This is a genomic window from Massilia sp. P2_C2 (assembly GCF_056404615.1).
The window spans coordinates 1-21947 of record NZ_JBFUDR010000078.1; the positions used below are offsets into that span (position 1 = coordinate 1).

A 21947-nucleotide genomic window follows, 5' to 3' on the forward strand; every position below is an offset into this window, starting at 1 on the left:
GTTGTGGACGACGAACGACGTGGCGGCCACGCGCACCTACCTGCGCTGGCACGTGGCACGCAACCTGTCGCCCGTGCTGGCATCGAACTTCGACGACGAGCACTTCGATTTTTTCAGCAGGACGCTGCGCGGCGTGCCGCAGCAGCAACCGCGCTGGAAGCGCTGCGTGGCCCTCGTCGACCAGCAGCTGGGCGAGGCGCTGGGACAGGAATTCGTCGGCCGCGCGTTCTCGCCCGAGCTGAAGGAAAAAGCGCTGCACATGACGCGCCAGATCGAAGAGGCGATGAAGCAGGACATCGACGAGCTCGACTGGATGAGCGCGGCAACGAAGGCGCAGGCGCAAAAGAAACTGGCCGCCATCGTCAACAAGATCGGCTACCCGGACAAGTGGCGCGACTACGGCGCCTACGTCGTCAGGCCGGGCGACTTCGCCGGCAACGTCCGGCGCGGCAACGAGTTCGAGACGCGCCGCCAGTTGGCCAAGATCGGCAAGCCRCTCGACCGCACGGAATGGGGCATGACGCCGCCGACGGTGAATGCCTATTTCGATCCGCAAATGAATGACATCAACTTCCCGGCCGGCGTGCTGCAGCCGCCGCTGTTCGACCCGAAGATGGACGATGCGCCCAACTACGGCAACACGGGCGGCACCATCGGCCACGAACTGACGCACGCCTTCGACGACGAGGGTCGCCAGTTCGACGCCAACGGCAACCTGAAGGACTGGTGGACGAAGAAGGATGCGCAAGCGTTCGAGGAACGGACCCAGTGCATCGTCGATCAGTATGCGCAGTACACGGTGGTGGACGATGTGAAGATCAACAGCCGGCTCACCTTGGGCGAGGACGTTGCCGACCTGGGCGGCCTGATCCTCGGCTGGATGGCGTGGCAGGCCGAGATGGCCAACATGCCGCAGAAAGCGCAGCCGAAGGCCGAGCTGCAAGCGCTGCGCGACGGGTTGACGCCGGAGCAGCGCTTCTTCGTCGGTTACGCGCAATGGGCCTGCGAAAACGACAGGCCGGAAAACCTGCGCGTGAACGCGATGACGGATCCGCATTCGCCGGGCCGCTACCGCGTCAACGGGCTGATGGTGAACATGCCGCAGTTCCAGCAGGCATTCGAGTGTAAGCCGGGCCAGCCGATGGTGAAGGAAAAGCGCTGCCGCGTGTGGTAATTGACGTCGCTACGGACAAAAAAAACGCCGCCTYGAAAGCGGCGTTTTTTGATAGGTCAGGCGACGTTCAACGCCGCGCCCCCTGGTCGCTGAGCTGCGCCTGCAGGTGCACGAGATTGGCTTCGAAGGCCTGCATCTGCAGGCCGATAGCCGTCAGGTCGAGCCTGGCCTGGCGCAGTTCCGGGAACAACTGTTCTTCTTCCTGGCGAATATGGCTCAGGACTGCAGCGATGAGTTCGTTGACCAATGGCTCGGCGCGGGCCTCGTCCATCGACATGCCTTGCAGCGTGGCCAGCAGGTCGTCGACGCCGAGGTGGTCTTCCTCGAAACGGGCGATCAGGTTCGGGTCGACGCGGCGTACGCCGGGGTAGAACACGCCCTCCTCGAGGCGCGAATGCACGTGGATGGCCTGGACCAGTTGCGTCGCTGCCTGCTTTTTGACGTCGGCGCTTTGCGTGTTCTGGTAGGTGTCGGCCAACTTGCGCACCAGGTCGTGGTCGCGCATCAGGGCCTGGACCGGATTGTCGACAGGGAACGCGTCATGCGGTTCCGGCCGTACGGGGTCATCTGTGGTTGCCATGGGTACTCTCCTCAACGGTTGACCGGCATATTCCGATATGCCGTCAGAGGATCATCCTACTCCCGGGCACCCATGCCGCATGTTCGCTAACGCACCCAACGACGTGTCGCGGCAACGTTCGCTTCCAGAAAAAACGCCGCCCGGCGGGCGGCGTTCGTTGGCACGGACCAGCGTCAGTGCTGCGAGATGCTGCCGCGCCAGGCGCCCGTTTCCTTGCCGCGTTTCTCGAGCATGTCCTTGAACTTCTGCAGATTGCCGCGGGCTTCCAGGCGTACGGCGCCGAGGGCGTCGCCGATCTTTTCCATCGGGCCTTCCGGCTGGTAATCCATCTGCAGCGTGATGCGGGTCACGTCGTCGGACAGTTTGTGGAAGGTCACCACACCGCCGTTCGGCACGCCGCTGGTGCTGCGCCAGGCGATGCGCCTGTCCGGGATCTGTTCCGTGATCTCGGCATCCCATTCCTTTTCCTCGCCGGCCACGTTGGCCTTCCAGTGCAGACGCTTGTCGTCCAACTGGCGGATTTCATGGACGCTGCCCATGAACTGCGGAAAATCCTCGAACTGGGTCCACTGGTTATAGGCGGTACGCACGGGAACGTTGACCTCGATGGTCTCGAGGATCGACGAGTCCATGCCCGATTTGTTGCCCTTGAGTTTTTTCGACAGCATCATGCCGCCGACGGCCAGCGCGGCGACCGTCACTACACGGTTCAGCATTTTTACCTCCTTATCCCAAGCGTTCAGTTGCATACACAAAATTGGTCCATGCCCGTCAAAAGGCTGGACCGATGAGGAGCCCATCTGTCGTCAAAATTACGTGAAAAGCGAGCATCATGGCGCCCGCGAGCCTTGCGGAAACATTCTTGAGGGAGCCGTGCCACGGTGAAAAGTTCGATCACGCGACTTGCGGCACATCGCGCCCGGGGTTGTTGTGATACTGTATATATAATCAGTAAAAAGCCGCCGCGGCGATGCCGAGGGCGGGTCACGACGTTATAATGCCCGGATGAATCTCCTCGACAATCTGAATCCCGAACAGCTGGCGGCCGTTACGCTGCCGTCCCAGAGCGCCCTGATCCTTGCAGGCGCCGGGTCCGGCAAGACGCGGGTGCTGACGACCCGCATCGCCTGGCTGATCCAGACCGGGCAGGTGTCCCCGGCCGGCATCATGGCCGTGACCTTCACCAACAAGGCTGCCAAGGAGATGCTCGCGCGCCTCTCGGCGATGCTCCCCGTGAACACGCGCGGCATGTGGATCGGCACGTTCCACGGCCTGTGCAACCGTCTGTTGCGCACGCACCACCGCGACGCCGCGCTGCCGCAGACGTTCCAGATCCTCGACTCGCAGGACCAGCTGTCGATGATCAAGCGCATGCTCAAGGCGCTGAACGTGGACGACGAGAAGTACCCGGCGAAGGACCTGATGTACTTCATCAACAACGCAAAGGAGCGGGGCCAGCGCGCGCACGAGGTCGAGGCGTACGACCATGTGCAGAAGCGCATGGCCGAGCTGTACGACCTGTACGACCAGCAATGCCAGCGCGAAGGCGTCGTCGACTTCGCCGAGCTGCTGTTGCGCGCCTACGAACTGCTGCAGCGTAACCACCCGCTGCGCCAGCACTACCAGATGCGCTTCCGCCACATCCTCGTCGACGAGTTCCAGGACACCAACGACCTGCAGTACAACCTGCTGAAGCTGCTGTCCGGCCATGGCGAGCCGCGCGGCGGCGCCATCTTCGCCGTCGGCGACGACGACCAGAGCATCTACGCGTTTCGCGGAGCCAACGTCGGCAACATGCAGGCGTTCGAGCGCGACTTCGAAGTGAAGAACCTGATCAAGCTGGAGCAGAACTACCGCTCGCACGGCAACATCCTCGACAGCGCCAACTTCCTCATCTCGAACAATGCGAAGCGCCTCGGCAAGAACCTGCGCACGGACGCGGGCCAGGGCGAACCGGTGCGCATTTATGAAGCCTCGTCCGACCTGGAAGAGGCGCAGTGGATCATCGACGAAGCGAAGAGCCTGATGGCCGAAGGCGTGTCCAGGAGCGAGATCGCCGTGCTGTACCGCTCCAACGCCCAGAGCCGCGTGATCGAGCACGCGCTGTTCGCGGCCGGCCTGCCGTACACCGTGTACGGCGGCCTGCGCTACTTCCAGCGCGCCGAGGTCAAGCACGCCATCGCCTATCTGCAGCTGATGGACAATCCGCACAACGACTCCGCATTCCTGCGCGTGGTGAACTTTCCCACGCGCGGCATCGGCGCCCGTTCGATCGAGCAGTTGCAAATGGCGGCGGAGACGTATCGCGTGTCGCTGTATGCGGCCGTGCCCTACATGACGGGCAAGGCCGGCACGGCGCTCGGTAATTTCGTCAAGCTGATCGAGAGCGCGCGCTTCGAGACCCAGCAGCTGCCGCTGCCGGAAATGGTGCGCGTCGTGCTCGAGCGCAGTACGCTGCTGGCGCACTACGCCAACGAAAAAGAAGGCCAGGAACGCATCGAGAACTTGCAGCAGATGGTCGGTGCGGCCACCCAGTTCGTGCAGGAAGAAGGTTTTGGTACGCATGCACCGGCGCACCTCGGCCCGCAGGCGCTGGCCGCCACCGGCACGGCGATCGTGGAAGGCGACGGCGTCGAAGTGCTCGACGCGGATGCGCCACTGGCGGCGGTGATGTCGCCGCTGTCCGCGTTCCTTGCGCACGCGTCGCTGGAAGCTGGCGACGCCCAGGCGCAGGCCGGCCAGGAAGCGATCCAGCTGATGACCGTGCACTCGGCCAAGGGCCTGGAATTCGATGCCGTGTTCATCACGGGCCTGGAAGAGGGGTTGTTCCCGCACGAGAGCAGCTCGCGCGAGATGGATGGCGTCGACGAGGAACGCCGCCTGATGTACGTGGCCATCACGCGCGCGCGCCGCAGGCTCTACATGAGTTTTACCCAGCAGCGCATGCTGCACGGGCAGACGCGCTTCAACATGAAGTCGCGCTTCTTCGACGAACTGCCGGAACACGCGCTGAAATGGCTGACGCCACGCGTGCAGACGAACTGGTTTGCCGGCCGCAAGTCGACGACGGCGTGGGACGACGCTACGTTCCGCGAAGGCGGCAGCGATAACGAGATCACTAAGCAGATCGCCAGGCAGATCGCGCAGAAGTCCACCAACGGCAATGGCACCGGATGGCGCATCGGCGAGTCGGTCAGTCACGCGCGGTTCGGCGAGGGCGTGATCGTCAACATCGAAGGTGGTGCCGGGAGTGCGCGCGCGCAGATCAATTTTGGCGCGGAGGGGATGAAGGTGCTCGACCTGTCGGTCGCGAAGCTCGAAAGAATCGGTCGGTAGGGTGGGCACCCCTGTGCCCACGCGTAACGCCAACATACCGCAAACGTCCGCGTGGGCACGGTGTGCCCACCCTACGCGAACTCGTGGTTATGTGGGTTGCGGCGCCTTGTCGTACGGCTTGCCGAAAATGGTGCGATACCCCGCATACATCGCGCACTGCAGCAGCAGCACGAACAGGAAGATCAGCCACATGACGACGACCCGTCCCACCACGGCGTCGCCGAAGATCATGGCGGCGACCATGCATACGCCGACGAAGATCCCGAACCATGCCGCGAGCAGCACGAGGAACGGCCGCGCCGTGCGGATGACGGCGAAGAAGCTGTAGAACGTGGCCTTGCCCGGTCCCATCTGCTTCCAGTAGGTGAGCGGGGCGGCGAAGCACAGCGTCACCAGCATGGCCACGTCCAGCACGAACACGCCCAGCAGGGCCAGCATGTGCGAGGTCTGCAGGTCCGCCGGCGGCTTGGCGTCCGGCCGCGGCGCCATCTGCACGAGGACCTCGGGCGGGATCGCCAGGCGCATGATCACCATCATCAGCAGCGACACGCCCAGGTAGACGAGCCCCAGCTTGCACAACGCGGCCAGCGCCGGCCGGCGGAAGCCCGTCAGCAGCACGGCCGGGGTGACGCGGTCGCCGTTCTCGATCATCAGGCAGGCCTGCATGAAAGCCATCGAGAACGACGGAATCAGCACGACCGCAAGTACCGGTCCCACGAACGGCAAGGCCGACAGGCCGATGCTGAACAGGAGATTGGCGAAGAGGAGCGTCGTCAGGGCGGCGGGCTGTTTGCGGAACAGGCCCGTGCCTTGTTTCAGCCATTCCCATCCGGTACGTGCGGGCAGATCGTTCATGCTGTCAGGTCGGGGGCGCCCTGTGYGATGCGCTCGCGCAGGACTCGTTCGAAGTGGGTGGGATCGTGCGGCGTCAGCATTTCGGCCTCACGCGGACGGTAGAAATCATACAGGCGCGACAGCCAGAAACGCAGCGCCGCCGCGCGCAGCATCGGCAGCCATGCGGCCTGGTCGGCGGCCGTGAACGGGCGAACCGCATGATAGGCGCGCGTCAGCGCAACGACGCGTGCTTCGTCGAGGCGGCCGCTGTCGAGATCGATGCACCAGTCGTTGACGGTGACGGCCAGGTCGAACAGCCAGGTGTCCCAGCCGGCGAAATAGAAATCGAAGCAGCCGGACAGGCGTTCGCCGACGAACATCACGTTGTTGCGGAACAGGTCGGCGTGGACGGGACCACGATCCAACTGCGCATAGATCGGGCCGGCGGCGAAGTCGCGCTGGAATGCCAGTTCCGATTGCAGCAGCGCGGCCGTGTCGGCGTCGAGATAAGCCAGCACCTTCGGCACCGTCTCCACCCACCAGTCCAGTCCGCGCAAATTCGGCTGCTGCAGCGGGAAGTCGCGGCCGGCCAGGTGCATCTTCGCCAGCACCGTGCCCACTTCGGCACAGTGGACCGGTTGCGGGTCCATCTGCGAGCTGCCATCGAGCTTGCTGACGATGGCCGCCGGCTTGCCGTGCAGCGCGACCACCAGATCGCCCGCATCGTTCGGTACCGGTGCCGGCACGGGAATGCCGCGCTCGGCCAGGTGGCGCATCAGCTGCACGTAGAAGGGCAGTTGCTCGAAGCTGAGGTTCTCGAAGATGGTGAGGACGTACTCACCACGTTCCGTCGTCAGGAAGAAGTTACTGTTTTCGATGCCGCTCGCGATGCCCTTGAGCGCGAGGGCTTTGCCAAGAGGGAACTGCTTGATCCACTGAGAGAGGTCATCCAGCGTGACCGGGGTGAAAACTGCCATTGTGTTAGAAAGAAAAGTCGCTGTAGCGGCCACACGAAGGCAGCCGGTCCCGTTTGAAGCTTACTTCTTCTCGGGCGCGGCGGTAGCCGGCATGGGAGGAGGAGGCGGCGCGTCGGCCGTCGTCGGGGCATTCGTGCCGGATTCGCTCGTGGCTTTCCGCTTGCCCGACAGGTCGAATTCACCCACCTTCCATTGCGGTGCGCGGATCGAATTCGTCTGCGCATTGCCGGGCTGGGTGTTCGGTTTCATATAGTAATGGCTGCCACCGGGTGTGGTGACTTCGACTTCGGTGACCTGGCCGCCGTCGCGGGTTTCCTTGATCTGCGTACCGCGCTTCGGCGGGATATTGGTTGCCGGAACATCGCTGCCCGGCTCGACGCGTTCGAGCTTCGGCGGTGCCTGGCTCGGGGCCGGCTGCGTGGTCTGCTGCTGGGCCGCGGCCAATCCGGCCTGTGCGGCCAGGAACAGCGCGAGGGTGGCGAGACGGGAAGAGGTACGCGGCATGATAGTCACCTTTGTCGTTTAGTCCATTTTAACAAACACCGCCACTTCTCTGTGAAAAGTGTCGCCGAATCCCCATATTCAGGACATGGCCGCGCTCCAGCCGGCTTGCCGTTTCCTCATCCCCGATTCTGCGATAATGGCGCACGTTTTGCCGTGCCGCCGCGGCCCCACTTTCGATTTCGCCCTATGGACAACACCCTGCTTCTCGTCGACGGTTCCAGTTATCTCTATCGCGCATTCCACGCGCTGCCCGATTTGCGCAGCCCGGACGGCTACCCGACCGGCGCGATGCACGGCATGGTCAACATGCTGCGCCGCCTGCGCGCGGACTTCCCGGCCGCCTACATCGCCTGCGTGTTCGACGCCAAGGGCAAGACGTTCCGCGACGACCTGTATCCGGAATACAAGGCCACGCGCGCGTCGATGCCGGAAGACCTGGCCAGGCAGATCGAGCCGATCCACGAGGTCGTGCGCCACATGGGCTGGCCGATCCTGATGGTCGAGGGTGTCGAAGCGGACGACGTGATCGGCACGCTTGCCGCGCAGGCGGCGGCGCGCGGCCTGAATACCGTCGTCTCGACCGGTGACAAGGACCTGGCCCAGCTCGTCAACGACAAGGTCATGCTGATCAACACGATGAGCAACGAGAAGCTGGACGAGGCGGGCGTGCTGGCGAAGTTCGGCGTGCCGCCGAACCGCATCATCGACTACCTGACCCTCATCGGCGACACCGTCGACAACGTCCCCGGCGTCACCAAGTGCGGCCCGAAGACGGCGGTCAAGTGGCTCACCTTGCACGGTTCGCTGGACGGCGTCATCGAGAACGCGGCGTCGATCACGGGCGCCGTCGGCGAAAACCTGCGCGCCGCGCTGGAATGGCTGCCGAAGGGCCGCGAACTGATCACCGTGAAGACGGATTGCGACCTCGTGGGCCACGTCGTGTCGATCGAAGAGACCCTCATCGGCCGCCCCGAAGACAAGGATGCGCTGCGCGACTTCTTCCAGCGCTACGGCTTCAAGACGATGCTGCGCGAGATCGGCCCCGGCAACGCGGCCAAGTACGGCGCCCCGGGCGCACCGGGCGCATCGGCGCCCGCACTGAATTCGCCGGAAGGCGCGGCGGGTTTGCAGCCAGGTACGCAACCCGGCATGCCGATCATCAAAGGCGAATACGAGACCGTCACGACGAACGAACAGTTCGAGCGCTGGCTCGCGCTGATCGACCAGGCGCCACTGACCTCCGTCGACACGGAGACGACGTCGCTCGACCCGATGGCGGCCGAGATGGTCGGCATCTCGCTGTCGGTGGAGGCGGGCAAGGGCGCGTACGTCCCGCTCGCGCACCGCTATGCCGGCGTGCCGGAACAGCTGAACCGCGAAGAGGTCCTGGCGCGCATGAAGCCGTGGCTGGAAGACCCGGACAAGCCCAAGCTGGGCCAGAACCTGAAGTACGACAGCCACATCTTCGAAAACCACGGGGTGAAACTGCGCGGCATCGTGCACGACACCTTGCTGCAGTCGTACGTGTTCGAATCGCACAAGCCGCACGACATGGACACGATGGCGCTGCGCCACCTGGGCTACACGACGATCCCGTACGTGGACGTGTGCGGCARGGGCGCGAGCCAGATCTGCTTCGACCAGGTCGAACTGGGCCGCGCGACCGAGTACGCGGCCGAGGATTCCGACATCACGCTGCGCCTGCACCAGGCGATGATCGGCCACGTCGAAAGCGACGAAGGCCTGAACTTCATCTACCGCAAGATCGAGCTGCCGACGTCCGTCGTGCTGCAGAAGATCGAGCGCAACGGCGTGCTGATCGACGCCGACAAGCTGGCGGCGCAGTCGAACGAACTGGCCGCGCGCATCATGGAGCTGGAGCAGCAGGCGTATGAACTGGCCGGCGGCCCGTTCAACCTCGGCTCACCGAAGCAGATCGGCGAGATCTTCTTCGGCAAGCTGCAGCTCCCCGTCATCAAGAAGACGGCGACCGGCGCGCCATCCACAGACGAAGAGGTGCTGCAGAAGCTGGCGGAAGACTATCCGCTGCCGAAGATCCTGCTGGAGCACCGCGGCCTGTCGAAGCTGAAGTCGACGTACACGGATAAACTGCCGAAGATGGTCAACCCGCAGACGGGCCGCGTGCACACGAACTACGCGCAGGCCGTCGCCATCACGGGCCGCCTGGCGTCGAACGATCCGAACCTGCAGAACATCCCCGTGCGCACGAGCGAAGGCCGGCGCATCCGCGAGGCGTTCGTGGCGCCGGAAGGCAGCGTGATCGTGTCGGCCGACTATTCGCAGATCGAGCTGCGCATCATGGCCCACATCTCGGAAGACGAGGCGATGCTGCGTGCGTTCGCGGCCGGCGAGGACATCCACCGCGCCACCGCCGCCGAGATCTTCGGCGTGCCGCCGGAAGAAGTGCAGAGCGAGCAGCGGCGCTACGCGAAGGTCATCAACTTCGGCCTGATCTACGGGATGAGCGCGTTCGGTCTCGCGCAGAACCTCGGCATCGAACGCGGCGCCGCCAGCAATTACATCGAGCGCTATTTCCAGCGTTTCGCCGGCGTCAAGCGCTACATGGACGAGACCCGTCTGCTCGCGAAGGAGCGGGGCTATGTCGAGACCGTGTTCGGCCGCCGCCTGTGGCTCCCCGAGATCAATTCGCCGAACGGCCCGCGCCGCGCCGGGGCCGAACGCGCGGCGATCAACGCGCCGATGCAGGGCACGGCCGCGGACCTGATCAAGCTGGCGATGATCGCCGTGCAGGACTGGATCGAGAAAGATGGTCTGCGCACCCGCATGGTGATGCAGGTGCACGACGAACTGGTGCTGGAGGTGCCGCAGGACGAGCTCGACCTCGTCAAGCGGAAGCTGCCGGAGCTGATGGGGGGCGTGGCCACGCTGAAGGTGCCGCTGGTGGCCGAGACGGGCGTCGGGAGCAATTGGGAGGAGGCGCACTGAGCCTCCGCGCACCAGGCTTTCCGCGAACCTGGCGCGGTGTGAGAATTCGCCCTTTCTCACATTCGTGCCCGGTGCTGTTGGCGGGTTTTCGTTCACACATTCTCATCTTTAATAAAATGTGTCGAAAATAATGCGTTACACGCAACAAATTCTTCGGACACATATTTTCATTTAAGTCAATCCTCGCTAGACTCTGCCCAGCTGTTTCCTTCCAGTTAAGTTTTTGGGTTTGCAGAGTCTTCCATGTCACCGGATTCCGTTGCATTTCAATTGTCGGACGCGCACCGTCCGATCCGGCTGCGCCTGTCGAACGCACAAGGCGTCGCCGACGATCTTTTGCTCGTCAAGCACGTCAGCGGCAGCGAGTCGATCTGCGGCGGCATCGACTATTCGCTGCTGTGCGTGTCGCCGCAGGCGGGGATGGAACTCAAGCGGTTCATCGCCAACCCGGTCGAGCTGCAGTTCGTGACCGACACGGGAGGATTGCGCTCCGTGTGCGGCGTCGTCGCGGCGGCGGCGGAAGGGCAGGGCGACGGCGGCCTTGCCACCTACCAGCTCGTGGTGCGCGACGCGTTCTCCCTGCTGGACAAGACCTGCAACATGCGCGTGTTCCGCAACGCCAGCGAAGTCGACATCACCGACATCCTGCTCAAGGAATTCCGCCAGGCGAACCCTGTCGCGGCGCGCGCATTCGCCTATGACCTCGGCGGCCTGAAATCGTACCCGCAGCGTGAATTCACGATGCAGTACAACGAGTCGACGGGCGCGTTCCTGCGCCGCCTGTGGAAACGCCGCGGCATTGCCTGGTTCATCCAGCCGGGCGTGGCGAGCGAGCGCGGCAGTGACGAGACGCCGCTGCACACGCTGGTGTTGTTCGACGACGCAATGTCGCTGAAAAGGAACGCTGGTGGTGCCGTGCGTTTCCACCGCGACGATGCGACCGAAGTCCGCGACGTCATCACCGCCTGGCACGCCGTGCGCACGCTGACGCTGGGGAAGATCGGCCGCCAGAGCTGGGACTACGTGGCGTCAAGCCCGACGTCGATGCAGGAAAACGGCATGAACGACCAGGGCGAGCTGGGCAACCGCTTCGCCGCCAGCCTGGACGACTACCTGGTCGACGCGCCGCACCAGGGCGACGACGCGTCCGACTACCGCAGCCTCGGCCTCGCGCGCATGCAGCGCCACGAGTATGAGGCCAAGTACTTCCAGGGCGAGGGCAGCGAGCGCAACATGTGCGTCGGCCAGTGGAACACCATCGTCGACCATCCCGAACTGGACGGCCATCCCGAGGCCGAGCGCGACTTCGTCGTCACCGAACTGCGCGTGGAGGCCGAGAACAACCTGCCCAAGACGCTCGACGAACAGGCCCGGCGCCTGTTCTCGCTGAACCGCTGGCGCGACGACAGCACGGCATTGGCGCAGGCGAGCGCCGAGCGCGGCGTGCGCTACACCAACCGCTTCAGCTGCGTGCGCCGCGGCGTGCCGATCGTCCCCGCGTACGACCCGCGCGTGGACCTGCCGCGCACCGAACTGCAGTACGTGACCGTGGTCGGCCCGGTCAACGAAGAGATCCACTGCGACCATCTCGGCCGCGTCAAGGTGCGCTTCCCCGGCTGCCGCGACGATGACCACGCGCATGCCCATGGCGCGGGCGCGTCCGACAGCGACCGCGATTCGGCCTGGGTCCAGGTGGCGAACCCGTGGGCTGGCGACCAGTACGGCACGATCTCGCTGCCGCGCGTGGGGCACCAGGTGCTGTGCGCGTTCGTCGGCGGCGACCCGGACAAACCGTTGATCATCGGCCGCGCACACGGCGGCAAGACGCCGCCCCCGTCGTTCAGCCGCACGAGCCGCTTGCCGGGCGACCGCTACCTGTCGGGCATCGTCAGCCGCGAAGGCAAGTCGCAGCGCTACAACCAGCTGCGCATGGACGACACGCCGGGCGAGATCAGCGCCCAGCTGGAAAGCGTGCATGGACGCAGCCAGTTGAACCTCGGCTACCTGACACACCCGCGCCAGGACGGCAAAGCCGACCCGCGCGGCCAGGGCTTCGAGCTGCGTACGGATGACAGCGGCGCGATCCGCACGGCCAAGTCGCTATTGATCTCGGCCTGGAAACGCCTCGGCGCCGCCGGCACGCAACTGAGCGGCAACGAACACCTGGCCCTGATGCAGGACTGCCTGGACCTGTTCAAGACGCTGGGCGAATACGCCGCGCAGCACCAGGGACTGCCGGTCGACCCGGCGCCGCAGGACGGACTGAAAGCCGACCTCGAGGCGGCACCGGGCGCCCGCAGCGCGGACGTGGCCGGCGACGCCAGGCCGACCGTGAGCTTGACCGGCCCGGCGGGCATTGCGTTCAGCACGCCGAAGACGATCGTGAGCTACGCGGGCGTCAACCTGGACACGGTGGCGCAGCAGCACATGCAGCTGGCCAGCGGCAAGCGCTTCAACGTCAACGCCGGCAAGGGCATTTCGCTGTTTTCGCACAGCGACGGCATCACGCAGATCGCGCACAACGGCGAATTCACGATGCAGAGCCAGCACGACGACATGAAGCTGGTGTCGGCGAAGGACATCAAGGTCACGGCGGCCAAACGCATGATCGCGATGGCCGAGGAAGAGATGACCTTCATCGTCAGCGGCGGCGCTTATTTGCGGTTGAAGGGTGGCGACATCGAGATCGGCGGGCCGGGGAATCTGACCGTCAAGACGGCGGAGCATCACTGGAACGGGCCGGCCAGCGCAAAGACGGACATGCCGTCGTTCGATTCGGGAACGTTCGAGCGGACGCCGCGCCTCGTGCGGGCGACGGACGGCAAGCCCGTCGAGGGCATGCAGGTGCACATCGAGCGCGACGGCGCCGCACCGATCACGGGTGAGACCAATGCCGCCGGCGAAGGCCCGAAGGTCAAGGGCGATCGGCTGGAGCAGCTCAAAGTGACATTCAAGAAACTGTTGAAGTAGGCGGGAGCAGGGATGGAAGGCATGACAATGGACGACCCGACCGTGATCACGTTGGGCGACGGCAGCGGCAGCACGCTGCTGAACGAAAGCTACCTGGACGTGGTGATGCAGCTGCCGCTGCCGGGCATCGTGATCTTCGTGCACGGGGTGAATTCGGATGGCGAGTGGTTCCAGGCGGCGGAGCGTGGGTTGTGCGATGGCCTGAATAGGCGTCTCGCGCGCCGGGATTGGGAGATCGTTCACGCGAACCCGAAAGGAGGAAAGTTGTTGCCGGTCGAGTATCTGGATGATTTGACGGCGGACGGTTACCTGAATCCGGAAAAACAGCCGGACACTTTCATCGCGCCGAGTCCTCATTATTCACCCGTGATTCAGTTCCGCTGGGGCTATAAAGCGAGCGCCGAGGAGTTGCAGACCTATGGCGACGGCATTTTCCTGAACGAGCAGAATTACTGGGGCGGAGGCCCATTCGCCAATGGCTGCACGTCGCTGCCGGATCTATGGGGCCGCGGCCTGAACGACCAACTCTTCCTCTGGCTCCACGCGCAGCACTTGAACCCGACCAATGACCGCATGGTGTACGCCTGCCCGCCGCGTCCGTATTACGTGCTGGCCGCGTTGCGGCTCGCAAAGTTGATCAAGGCGATCAGAGAAAAGCAAGCGGACGTGCCCATCACGATCGTATGTCACAGCCAGGGGAACATGGTCAGCATGGCGGCGGCCTTCCTCGGCGACCGCATCGGCATGGTCACGGACGCGGCCGGCAATTCCCGCCGTTGCGTGGCCGACAGCTACGTGCTGTGCAATCCACCGTACAGCTTGCTGAAGAAGAACCTCGTCGAGGCATGGTCGGGCACTGAAATGGCGCAGGGGGAACTGCATTGGGGCCGGCAATCCTTAAATGCTCGCAAAATGACCCTGAAAGACTTTTTCGATATCATCCGCAAGCAGGCGGAAAATGCGCAAGCGCCAGACAAGATTGACGCGTTCATGAAGAACGAGGCGCACAAATTCTCGGCAGAAACGGATCGCGAGCAGTGGGGATATGGTCCGAACAAAACGAACCAAGGTCGCGTTACATTGTACTTCAATCCTCATGATCAAGTGATTTCGGCCAGCCCGGTCCAGGGAATTGGTTGGCGCGGGATGAGTAAAGACGAAATCGATGCGACAGGAGCGCATGGGGTGTTCTGCCAGCGTGTATTTGCCGAAAAATTTACGGTGGGAAAAGAAGGTCTCAAGACCTACCATTTCTGGAAAAACCACCACGGGAGTGGACTGAAGCCGGGTAGTCAGAATTTCTGGTATCCCGAATCGCCACGGGCAAAGTATGCGATCCAGAAAGGATTGGACGCGAACAAGAATTGGCTCGCCAAGGTGGCGACTGTTGCCACAGCACCGGTCTTTTATCTCGTGACGGCGCTCATCGACATCCGCATCAATGCCCTTCCGGACAACAATTGGGAGACACCGCTGGAGGCTCCAAAGCTACCTGAACCGTTCGAACCGAAGTCGAAACGTTTCGGAAAAATCGGCGATGTATTTGATGAAGGAACGGATGCGCCGGGGGCGAGCCGAGACCGGGAGCGTGTGCACGAAGAGGGCGATCCATACGCCACCGATAAAGGCAGCAAGGCAGAAGGGAACAAGGATACAGAAGCGTCGTTGCGCTATGAGCATCATGCGCTGTTGCGGATGAGGGCAAGGCGCGAAGACTTGCACCAGGATTCCGATGAAAGCAAAGGGCTGTATCGAAATTCGGAATTCGTCACTGAAGAAGATCATCCCGACAGAGCCAGCGATGCTTATAAGGCCTGGCGTACTAAAAAGATAAAGGAAACGCTGGCGGAGAATATCAAGGCGCCGGCAACCGATCACTCGTCGATCATGACGAATCCGGATCATGCCGAGAGGGCTTTGGCGTATGACATTCCGGTTGGGGTATGTCATATCGAAGGTGATGACATGCACCTTTTTCGGAAAATGGCGGACTGGCGATACCTGAAGGGCCTAAATAAAAATAATGAGGCGAGCCAATTTTTTGAATATTTCGGTTTTGGTATTTTTAAAGATGGGTCCGTTTATGAGTGGGCAAAAAAAGATGGCGAAGGAAAAATGCCGGCGGGAATTTTTAGTGAAACAAATATGTTTGGAATTTAATCGGATGGAAGGCGGCACATGCGTAATATAACAAGCACTCTGGTTCGTCGCATTCTATGCGCCACTCTAGCCTTTGTCATGGCATTGTTTATATCTCTCTGGATGACCTGGCGCGCTGACCCGGAGGCTGCACGGCCGCTTTCGAATAGCCAGATATTTACGCGCTTGTTTGCGGTGCCTGCTGCTTTTGCTGCGCTTGTGTTAGGGGTTGCGACGATGCTGTCTACGCGTYCTGCGCGTGCCGAAACCTTGCAGAAACCTGTAGTAACTGCGCAGAAATTAGGGCCATTCATGGCTCAAGTGGTGGGATTGCAATGGTTGAATCCGTTGCAACGCAGGGACTATCCGACCGAGTGGCAGTTGTTATGGACATTAGGTCTGGTTGGGCCAAATAAAAACGACGATATGGTTCGGGCAAAACCGGAAAAATATGGAAAATTACAGGCTGTTGGGTCAATCGCTGTCGGGAATGATGGAACGGAAACTTTTGAAGGATACCATGAAAAATATTTGGATGAGCTTGTAATTCCTTATCGAGATATTTACTTCATGGATTCCAATTATTTTTATAATGCTCACTCTAGGGAAGATAAAACAACCTGGCGCGAATTGGCGGGTATTCACGTCGAGTATGCTCTTCCGGAAGGAAAGCTCGACCCCGGTTCCGCTGCAAATTATACGCGACACATAATTGCTAAAGCGTTTGATATAGGTAATAAGTCATTCCCGAACTCCTGGACCCGCGGCACCCCGCCCGACGTACGTATCACCATGGGCGGCGCCAACGCCGGTTTTACGTCGCTGTCCGCCGCACTGGATTACCTGCAAGCCCACCCGAACGAAACGGTCTGGGTGATGAACTGGGACGCGCCGAGCCGCCCGAAAGACCGCCAGATCAACGAAAACATGGTGCAGTTGATCCTGTCCGGTCCCGACTTCAAGACGGATCGCGCTCCGCTGGCCTGGCTCGGCTATCCGGCCAGCGCCAAGGTGGCCGATTTCGACAGCGGCAACGACAAGCCGCCGCGCATCATCCAGGCATGGAAGGCTGCCGTCGAGAAGGCGGCGCACAACGCAGGCAAGCAGGCGACGGACGTCGGCTACGTCATCCACGACGCCAACAACAACGCGGCCAGCGCATCCGACCGCATCGCCGCGCTGGCGCGCACGGTGACCGAAGAGATGCCGGAACTGGACTTCATGAAGCAGGCGTTCAACACGCCGGCGCTGCTGGGCGAGATGGGCGCGGGCACGGCGCTGACGAACGTCGCGCTGGGCATCGCCTACGCCAACCACATCGGCAAGACCGTACTCGTCGGCGGCACGACCGACCAGGCCCAGCCGATCGCGACCGTGGTGGTGCCGCCCGCCGTCGTTCGGCCGATCCGGCCCGACGAGCCATGGTTCCGGGCGCGCGGTGAGAATGCGGCGCACCTGGCTTGGTGGGGCATCCGTCACGACGTCAAGGATACGACGCAGGGCTATTCCCGCTGAAAAGGTACCGCATGCGCAAAGTCATCCGCCTCAACGACCCGACCTCGCACGGCGGCAAGGTCATCACGGCGGCAGCCAACAGCAAGGTGCTCGGCGTGGCCGTCGCGCGCAAGGGTGACCGCTGCCTGTGCCCGCTCAAGGGCCACGAGAACTGCGTCATCGTCGAGGGCGATCCGAACGTGATGATCGACGGCGTGCCGGTCGCGTTCGAGGGCCATGCGACGAGTTGCGGTGCCAAATTGATCTCGACCGTGGGCACCAGTGGACGTAACTGATCAGGCCCCGAGGAATTCGTCGGTCAGTCGCGCGACTGCAGTCGTCGTCAACAGGTCGTAGTGCGTCGTTCCGGGCACGACGGCCAGGCGGGCTACTGCGCGCAATGAGCCGTCCAGCCCCGCGTCGCGCCGGCCCCCGCCGAAGGCCCGATAGAACTCGACGATGTGTTCCAGCGTGACCGCATCGGCGTCCGCGAACACCAGCATCGTCGGCGCCCGAATGGCGCCCGTCTGCGGCATCCAGTCGTAATCGCGGCTCTGCAGCTCGCCCATCTTGCGGAACGACGTCTCCCAATTCACCTCCGGATACAGCGCACCCAGCGGCGACTGCGCGACCTGGGCGCCGATTTGCGCGGCGTGCGTGTCCATGTGGTCGAAGGCGGTGCGCACTTCCGGATAAAAGCCGGCGCGCCTGGCCGCTGCCGAGACGACGATCAGCCGGTCGACGACGTCCGGATGCCGGATCGCCGTCTGCAGCGCGACGCCACCCCCGAACGAATATCCCAGCAGGTCGGCCTTGCCCAGGTCGAGTGCGCGGATGACCGCCGCCACGTCGTCCGCCAGCGTCTCGAAGCGCAGCGGGCGGTGCGTGTCAGGTGTATGGCCGTGGCCTTGCAGGTGGATGGCGATCACGCGGCGGTTCGCGGCCAGCGCGGCGATGTTCGGGCCGAACGCTTCGCTGGCCATGATCCCGCCGTGCAGAAGCACGAGGGGCTTGCCGGTTCCTTGTTGTTCGACATGGATCTGTACGTTGTTAACGGTGACACGTTGCGGTTTGCTGGTATTCATGCGGGCTCCTGTCATGATTGAGGACGTTGCCGAACTGACTGGCATGCAGAATACAAGCTCATATTATGTTGTCAAACATATCTTGTTCATTATCGTATGCTAAATGGATAGTGGTGTTAACGCGACTACGAATTGCTACAGGTGTAAGCAGACGTAAGCAATGTGCGTTGCCTAACACATAAATTTCCTTTTGGAATGTAAATTGAAATGAACCACTCAACGTGAAGTGGGCATTCTCAAAGGCATCCATGAACAAGACATTCCACCAAGCTGGGCTGCTGGCAGGCAGCGCTCTGATCGCAACCACTCTCGTCGCCTGTGGTGGCGGCGGCGGCTCGTCCACGCCGACCACGACGGCATCCACCGGCACGCTGAGCGTCGCCCTGACCGATGCGCCGGCCTGCGGCTTCGACCAGGTCAACGTCACCGTCAACAAGATCCGCGTCAATTCCAGCGCCAGCGCGAGCGATACGGATGGCGGCTGGACCGACATCACGCTGAATCCCGCCAGGAAGATCAACCTGCTGAACCTGACGAACGGCGTGCTCGACACCCTCGGCCAGGCCGACCTGCCGGCGGGCCATTATTCGCAGCTGCGCCTCGTGCTGGATGCGAACACCGGCACCGGCCTGGCCAACTCGGTCGTGCCCACGGGCGGTACCGAACAGACGCTCACGACGCCGAGCGCTGTCCAGAGCGGCATCAAGCTGGTCAATGAATTCGACGTGGCCGCCGGCCAGAAGGTCGACCTGGTGCTCGACTTCGACGCCTGCAAATCCGTCGTCACGCAAGGGAAGGGCAAATACCTGCTCAAGCCGGTCGTGAAGGTCGTGCCGGTGGCGGCAGTGGGCATTTCCGGCGTCGTCGCCACCTCGCTGCTGGGCAGCCACGTCGTCGTGTCGGTGCAGCAGAACGGTACGATCGTCGCGTCCACGGTCCCGAATGCGACTACCGGCGAATTCTTCCTGTCGCACCTCGCGACCGGCAACTATGACGTCGTCGTCACGGCCGACGGCCATGTCGCGGACGTGATCGGCGCGGTGCCGGTGGCAAGCGGCAGCACGGTGGTGAGCACGGCCGGCGCGCCGCTCGACCTGCCCGTCAGCGCGACGAATTCGATCGCGGGCACCGTCACGCTGCCGGCGAACGCCACCGAGGCGGCGTACGTGTCGGCGAAGCAGACGTTCGTGGCGGGACCGACCGTGACCGTCAAGTATGCGGGTGCCGACATCTCGACCGGCGCCTATACGATCGCGAACCTGCCGGTCACGGCGCCCCAGTACGCGGTCTACAGTGCGACGCTGCCCCTGACCTTTACCCCGGCCACGACGGTGCTGCCGGGCGTCGGCAAGTACCGCGTCGAGGCAAGCGGCACGGGCTATACGACCGGTGTGATCAATACCGTCGACATCTCGACCGCCAACGCGACCGCGGTCAACTTCACGCTGGCGCCGTAAGCGTCCTGGCGGCGGCAAGCGTGCGCCGGGCGGCGCTGTTAAGATAGCAAGCCTTTCATGATTGAACGAAGGAAGGCAATGAACGACAACGCCAGCCCCGGCGCCGGCTTCGCGGCCGCCGCCCAGCCCGTCGCGGCCCAGTCCGTGATCCATACCGATACCGAAGGCCTCTCCGCCGGCATGGTCGAGCTGACGGTCGACGGCCAGGCGGTGCCCCTCTACCACGCCCGCCCGGCCGGGCAGGACAAGCTGCCCGTGATGATCGTCGTGTCGGAAATCTTCGGCCTGCACGAACATATCGCCGACGTGGCGCGCCGCTTTGCCAGGCAGGGCTACCTGGCGCTTGCGCCCGACCTCTTCGTGCGCCAGGGTGATCCGTCCACCATTCCCGACATTCYGACCCTGATGGCTAGAATCGTCCGCAAGGTGCCGGATGCCCAGGTGATGGCCGACCTCGACGCCTGCGTGGCCTGGGCCGCGCACAACGGCGGCGACGTCGACCGTCTCGGCGTCAACGGCTTTTGCTGGGGCGGACGCATGACGTGGCTGTACGCGGCGCACAACCCGCGCGTGACGGCCGCCGTGGCCTGGTACGGCAAGCTGGTGGCCGATCCGAATCCGCCGGGCCAGCCGCGCCACCCGGTCGACATCGCACCCACGCTCACCGTGCCCGTGCTCGGCCTGTACGGAGCGCGCGACACCGGCATCCCCGTCCACACCGTCGAACAGATGACGGCCGCCCTGGGCCAGGGTATGAGCGATTCCACGATCGTCGTCTACCCGGACGCCGGCCACGCCTTCCACGCCGACTACCGCCCCACCTATAACGCGAAGGATGCCCGAGACGGCTTCGCCCGCGCGCTGGCCTGGTTCCGCGAGCACGGCGTCGGCTGACGGCTCAGCGCCGGGAAGGTACAATCAGCGGTTTGCGTCCGCTGCGCGTACCCGCGCCTGTTGTAGGGTGGGCGGCCCCCGCCCACCAAAAGTACGCGTCTCGGTAACGCATGGTGGGCACAGGGGTGCCCACCCTACTGGGATAGGCTCTAAGTACGGGCTCCAAGAAGAACAAGAGGCTTCACCATCGATCCGATTCTCATTTCCATCCTGCTGGCCACGGGCCTGGCGGGCGTGGTCAGCATCACGGCCGCCGCGGTGTTTTCCTTCACCTTGCTGGCGAAGGTCGTCGAGCGCATGGTCAGCCTGTCGGTCGGCATCATGCTCTCGACGTCCCTGCTGCACGCACTGCCGGAAGCGTTCGAATCGAAGGCCGATCCGCGCACGCTGTTCGCCACACTGCTGGCCGGCCTGCTGGCGTTCTTCCTGCTGGAGAAGGTGGCGCTGCTGCGCCATTCGCACCACCACGAGGGCGACGGACACCATCACGCCCATGGCCACGACGCCATGCAGGCAGGGCGCGCCGGCTGGATGATCCTGATCGGCGACGGCATGCACAACTTCACGGACGGCATCCTGATCGCGGCCGCCTTCCTCGCCAATCCGCAACTGGGCATCGTCACGGGCGTGGCCATCATCGCGCATGAGATCCCGCAGGAGATCGGCGACTTCATCGTGCTGCTCAACGCCGGCTTCTCGCGCGTGCGCGCCTACGTGTTCAATTTGCTGTGCAGCCTGCTGGCCGTGCTGGGCGGCGTACTCGGTTATGCGACGCTGGACCGCGCCAGCGACCTGATTCCCTACGTGCTGGTATTCGCGTCGTCGGGCTTCATCTACATCGCCGTCAGCGACCTGATGCCGCAGATGCAGCGCCGCGCCACCGTGCGCGAGTCGATCCCGCAGGTGCTGCTGATCGGATTGGGCGTCCTGATCGTGCTGTTCTTGACGCACGGGCATTGAATAGATACGGATCGCGGCCCGCCGGCCCCGTCCTTGCGCCGTTCAGTTGACATTTTGATTCCTTGCATCCTATGCTGGGCCGTAAGCTGAACGGAGGGAATCATGACAAGGTTCGTGAATCAACTGCTGGTGGCGCTACGCGAAAAGCCGACGCGTTTCGGCTACGTCCTCATGGCCCTCGTACTGACGGTCGTCCTGTTCACGCTGGCCGATTTCCTGCCGGCGCCCTATGACTTCAGCCACTAAGAATCTCTCCCCGTAGGGTGGGCACGCCGTGCCCACGCGGACGTTTGCGATGTGTTGGCGTCACGCGTGGGCACAGGGGTGTGTTCAGCACATAGACATGGGTAACACTTGTCTAGAGACATAGGTAACACCTTTTATGATCATTGCACAGCTAACAATCGGAGCGTGCAATGCCTTGGAAGGAGAGTTCCCGAATGTCTTCTCGTCTTGAATTTGCTCGCCTGGCGACTGCACCTGATGTGAATATGCAGGCCCTTTGCCAGTCTTTCGGCGTCAGCCGTAAGACTGGCTACAAGTGGCGTGATCTGTATTTGAAACATGGTACAGAAG

At 63.1% G+C, this 21947-nt stretch carries 18 protein-coding genes; 12 read left to right on the forward strand and 6 right to left on the reverse strand.

Annotated elements, in window-relative coordinates; genetic code table 11:
- Positions 1-1174: M13 family metallopeptidase (locus AC1DYX_RS11740; protein ID WP_477258984.1), on the forward strand; the 1174-nt coding region annotated here is incomplete at its 5' end.
- 67 nt (positions 1175-1241) lie between these two features.
- Here the strand turns inward: AC1DYX_RS11740 and AC1DYX_RS11745 are convergent.
- A complete protein-coding gene (locus AC1DYX_RS11745) occupies positions 1242-1754 on the reverse strand; it encodes a hemerythrin domain-containing protein (RefSeq protein ID WP_477258985.1) in 513 nt (170 codons plus the stop codon).
- Positions 1755-1927: 173 nt separating this feature from the next.
- Positions 1928-2470, reverse strand: coding sequence for an SRPBCC family protein (locus AC1DYX_RS11750; RefSeq protein WP_477258986.1), 543 nt, complete (start codon positions 2468-2470; stop codon positions 1928-1930).
- Between the two features lie 289 nt (positions 2471-2759).
- Here AC1DYX_RS11750 and AC1DYX_RS11755 point away from each other — a divergent pair, with 289 nt between their 5' ends.
- Positions 2760-5090: a UvrD-helicase domain-containing protein gene (locus AC1DYX_RS11755; protein WP_477258987.1), complete on the forward strand. Its 2331-nt coding sequence runs from the start codon at positions 2760-2762 to the stop codon at positions 5088-5090.
- 87 nt (positions 5091-5177) lie between these two features.
- Here AC1DYX_RS11755 and AC1DYX_RS11760 read toward each other — a convergent pair whose 3' ends face one another.
- Genes AC1DYX_RS11760 through AC1DYX_RS11770 form a run of 3 tightly spaced genes read right to left on the reverse strand, consistent with a single transcriptional unit; the run spans position 5178 to position 7405 of the window.
- Entirely contained in the window at positions 5178-5945 is a 768-nt protein-coding gene (locus tag AC1DYX_RS11760) for a BPSS1780 family membrane protein (protein WP_477258988.1), read from the reverse strand.
- Complete coding sequence (locus AC1DYX_RS11765; protein WP_477258989.1) at positions 5942-6901, reverse strand: homoserine kinase; 960 nt, start codon at positions 6899-6901, stop codon at positions 5942-5944. The genes AC1DYX_RS11760 and AC1DYX_RS11765 overlap by 4 nt, the downstream gene beginning before the upstream one ends.
- 60 nt (positions 6902-6961) lie before the next feature.
- Positions 6962-7405, reverse strand: coding sequence for a DUF2782 domain-containing protein (locus tag AC1DYX_RS11770; protein ID WP_029757495.1), 444 nt, complete (start codon positions 7403-7405; stop codon positions 6962-6964).
- 186 nt (positions 7406-7591) lie between these two features.
- Between AC1DYX_RS11770 and polA the strand changes: the two genes are divergently transcribed.
- The 5 genes from polA (at position 7592) to AC1DYX_RS11795 (ending at position 17271) form a co-directional block, all read left to right on the forward strand.
- Positions 7592-10372 (forward strand): DNA polymerase I, encoded by a 2781-nt coding sequence (polA, locus tag AC1DYX_RS11775; protein ID WP_477258990.1) that lies wholly within the window; start codon positions 7592-7594, stop codon positions 10370-10372.
- A gap of 243 nt (positions 10373-10615) precedes the next feature.
- The gene (locus tag AC1DYX_RS11780) at positions 10616-13342 is read left to right on the forward strand and encodes a type VI secretion system Vgr family protein (protein WP_477258991.1); all 2727 of its coding nucleotides are present in this window, start codon (positions 10616-10618) and stop codon (positions 13340-13342) included.
- A 27-nt stretch (positions 13343-13369) separates the two neighbouring features.
- The gene (locus AC1DYX_RS11785; RefSeq protein ID WP_477258992.1) at positions 13370-15502 is read left to right on the forward strand and encodes a T6SS effector phospholipase Tle3 domain-containing protein; all 2133 of its coding nucleotides are present in this window, start codon (positions 13370-13372) and stop codon (positions 15500-15502) included.
- A gap of 771 nt (positions 15503-16273) precedes the next feature.
- Complete coding sequence (locus tag AC1DYX_RS11790; RefSeq protein ID WP_477258993.1) at positions 16274-16996, forward strand: hypothetical protein; 723 nt, start codon at positions 16274-16276, stop codon at positions 16994-16996.
- A gap of 11 nt (positions 16997-17007) precedes the next feature.
- The gene (locus AC1DYX_RS11795) at positions 17008-17271 is read left to right on the forward strand and encodes a PAAR domain-containing protein (RefSeq protein WP_477258994.1); all 264 of its coding nucleotides are present in this window, start codon (positions 17008-17010) and stop codon (positions 17269-17271) included.
- Here AC1DYX_RS11795 and AC1DYX_RS11800 read toward each other — a convergent pair whose 3' ends face one another.
- Positions 17272-18060 (reverse strand): alpha/beta fold hydrolase, encoded by a 789-nt coding sequence (locus AC1DYX_RS11800; RefSeq protein ID WP_477258995.1) that lies wholly within the window; start codon positions 18058-18060, stop codon positions 17272-17274.
- A 248-nt stretch (positions 18061-18308) separates the two neighbouring features.
- Between AC1DYX_RS11800 and AC1DYX_RS11805 the strand changes: the two genes are divergently transcribed.
- The 5 genes from AC1DYX_RS11805 to AC1DYX_RS11825 all read left to right on the forward strand — a co-directional run.
- Positions 18309-19517, forward strand: coding sequence for a DUF4382 domain-containing protein (locus AC1DYX_RS11805; protein WP_477258996.1), 1209 nt, complete (start codon positions 18309-18311; stop codon positions 19515-19517).
- A 78-nt stretch (positions 19518-19595) separates the two neighbouring features.
- Positions 19596-20411, forward strand: coding sequence for a dienelactone hydrolase family protein (locus AC1DYX_RS11810; protein WP_477258997.1), 816 nt, complete (start codon positions 19596-19598; stop codon positions 20409-20411).
- Positions 20412-20669: 258 nt separating this feature from the next.
- Positions 20670-21371 carry a ZIP family metal transporter gene (locus AC1DYX_RS11815; RefSeq protein ID WP_477258999.1) on the forward strand — a complete coding sequence of 234 codons (702 nt, stop codon included), beginning with the start codon at positions 20670-20672 and terminating at the stop codon, positions 21369-21371.
- 102 nt (positions 21372-21473) lie between these two features.
- Positions 21474-21617, forward strand: coding sequence for a hypothetical protein (locus AC1DYX_RS11820; RefSeq protein WP_477258998.1), 144 nt, complete (start codon positions 21474-21476; stop codon positions 21615-21617).
- 194 nt (positions 21618-21811) lie between these two features.
- A partial coding sequence (locus AC1DYX_RS11825; RefSeq protein WP_477259000.1) for a helix-turn-helix domain-containing protein occupies positions 21812-21947 on the forward strand: 136 nt, incomplete at its 3' end.

Excerpts from the sequence above, each read along its gene's own strand:
- AC1DYX_RS11745 (WP_477258985.1), bottom strand. The coding sequence starts at position 1,754 with ATGGCAACCACAGATGACCCCGTACGGCCGGAACCGCATGACGCGTTC.
- AC1DYX_RS11750 (WP_477258986.1), bottom strand. The coding sequence starts at position 2,470 with ATGCTGAACCGTGTAGTGACGGTCGCCGCGCTGGCCGTCGGCGGCATG.
- AC1DYX_RS11755 (WP_477258987.1), top strand. The coding sequence starts at position 2,760 with ATGAATCTCCTCGACAATCTGAATCCCGAACAGCTGGCGGCCGTTACG.
- AC1DYX_RS11760 (WP_477258988.1), bottom strand. The coding sequence starts at position 5,945 with ATGAACGATCTGCCCGCACGTACCGGATGGGAATGGCTGAAACAAGGC.
- AC1DYX_RS11770 (WP_029757495.1), bottom strand. The coding sequence starts at position 7,405 with ATGCCGCGTACCTCTTCCCGTCTCGCCACCCTCGCGCTGTTCCTGGCC.
- AC1DYX_RS11780 (WP_477258991.1), top strand. The coding sequence starts at position 10,616 with ATGTCACCGGATTCCGTTGCATTTCAATTGTCGGACGCGCACCGTCCG.
- AC1DYX_RS11785 (WP_477258992.1), top strand. The coding sequence starts at position 13,370 with ATGGACGACCCGACCGTGATCACGTTGGGCGACGGCAGCGGCAGCACG.
- AC1DYX_RS11790 (WP_477258993.1), top strand. The coding sequence starts at position 16,274 with ATGGGCGGCGCCAACGCCGGTTTTACGTCGCTGTCCGCCGCACTGGAT.
- AC1DYX_RS11795 (WP_477258994.1), top strand. The coding sequence starts at position 17,008 with ATGCGCAAAGTCATCCGCCTCAACGACCCGACCTCGCACGGCGGCAAG.
- AC1DYX_RS11800 (WP_477258995.1), bottom strand. The coding sequence starts at position 18,060 with ATGAATACCAGCAAACCGCAACGTGTCACCGTTAACAACGTACAGATC.
- AC1DYX_RS11805 (WP_477258996.1), top strand. The coding sequence starts at position 18,309 with ATGAACAAGACATTCCACCAAGCTGGGCTGCTGGCAGGCAGCGCTCTG.
- AC1DYX_RS11820 (WP_477258998.1), top strand. The coding sequence starts at position 21,474 with ATGACAAGGTTCGTGAATCAACTGCTGGTGGCGCTACGCGAAAAGCCG.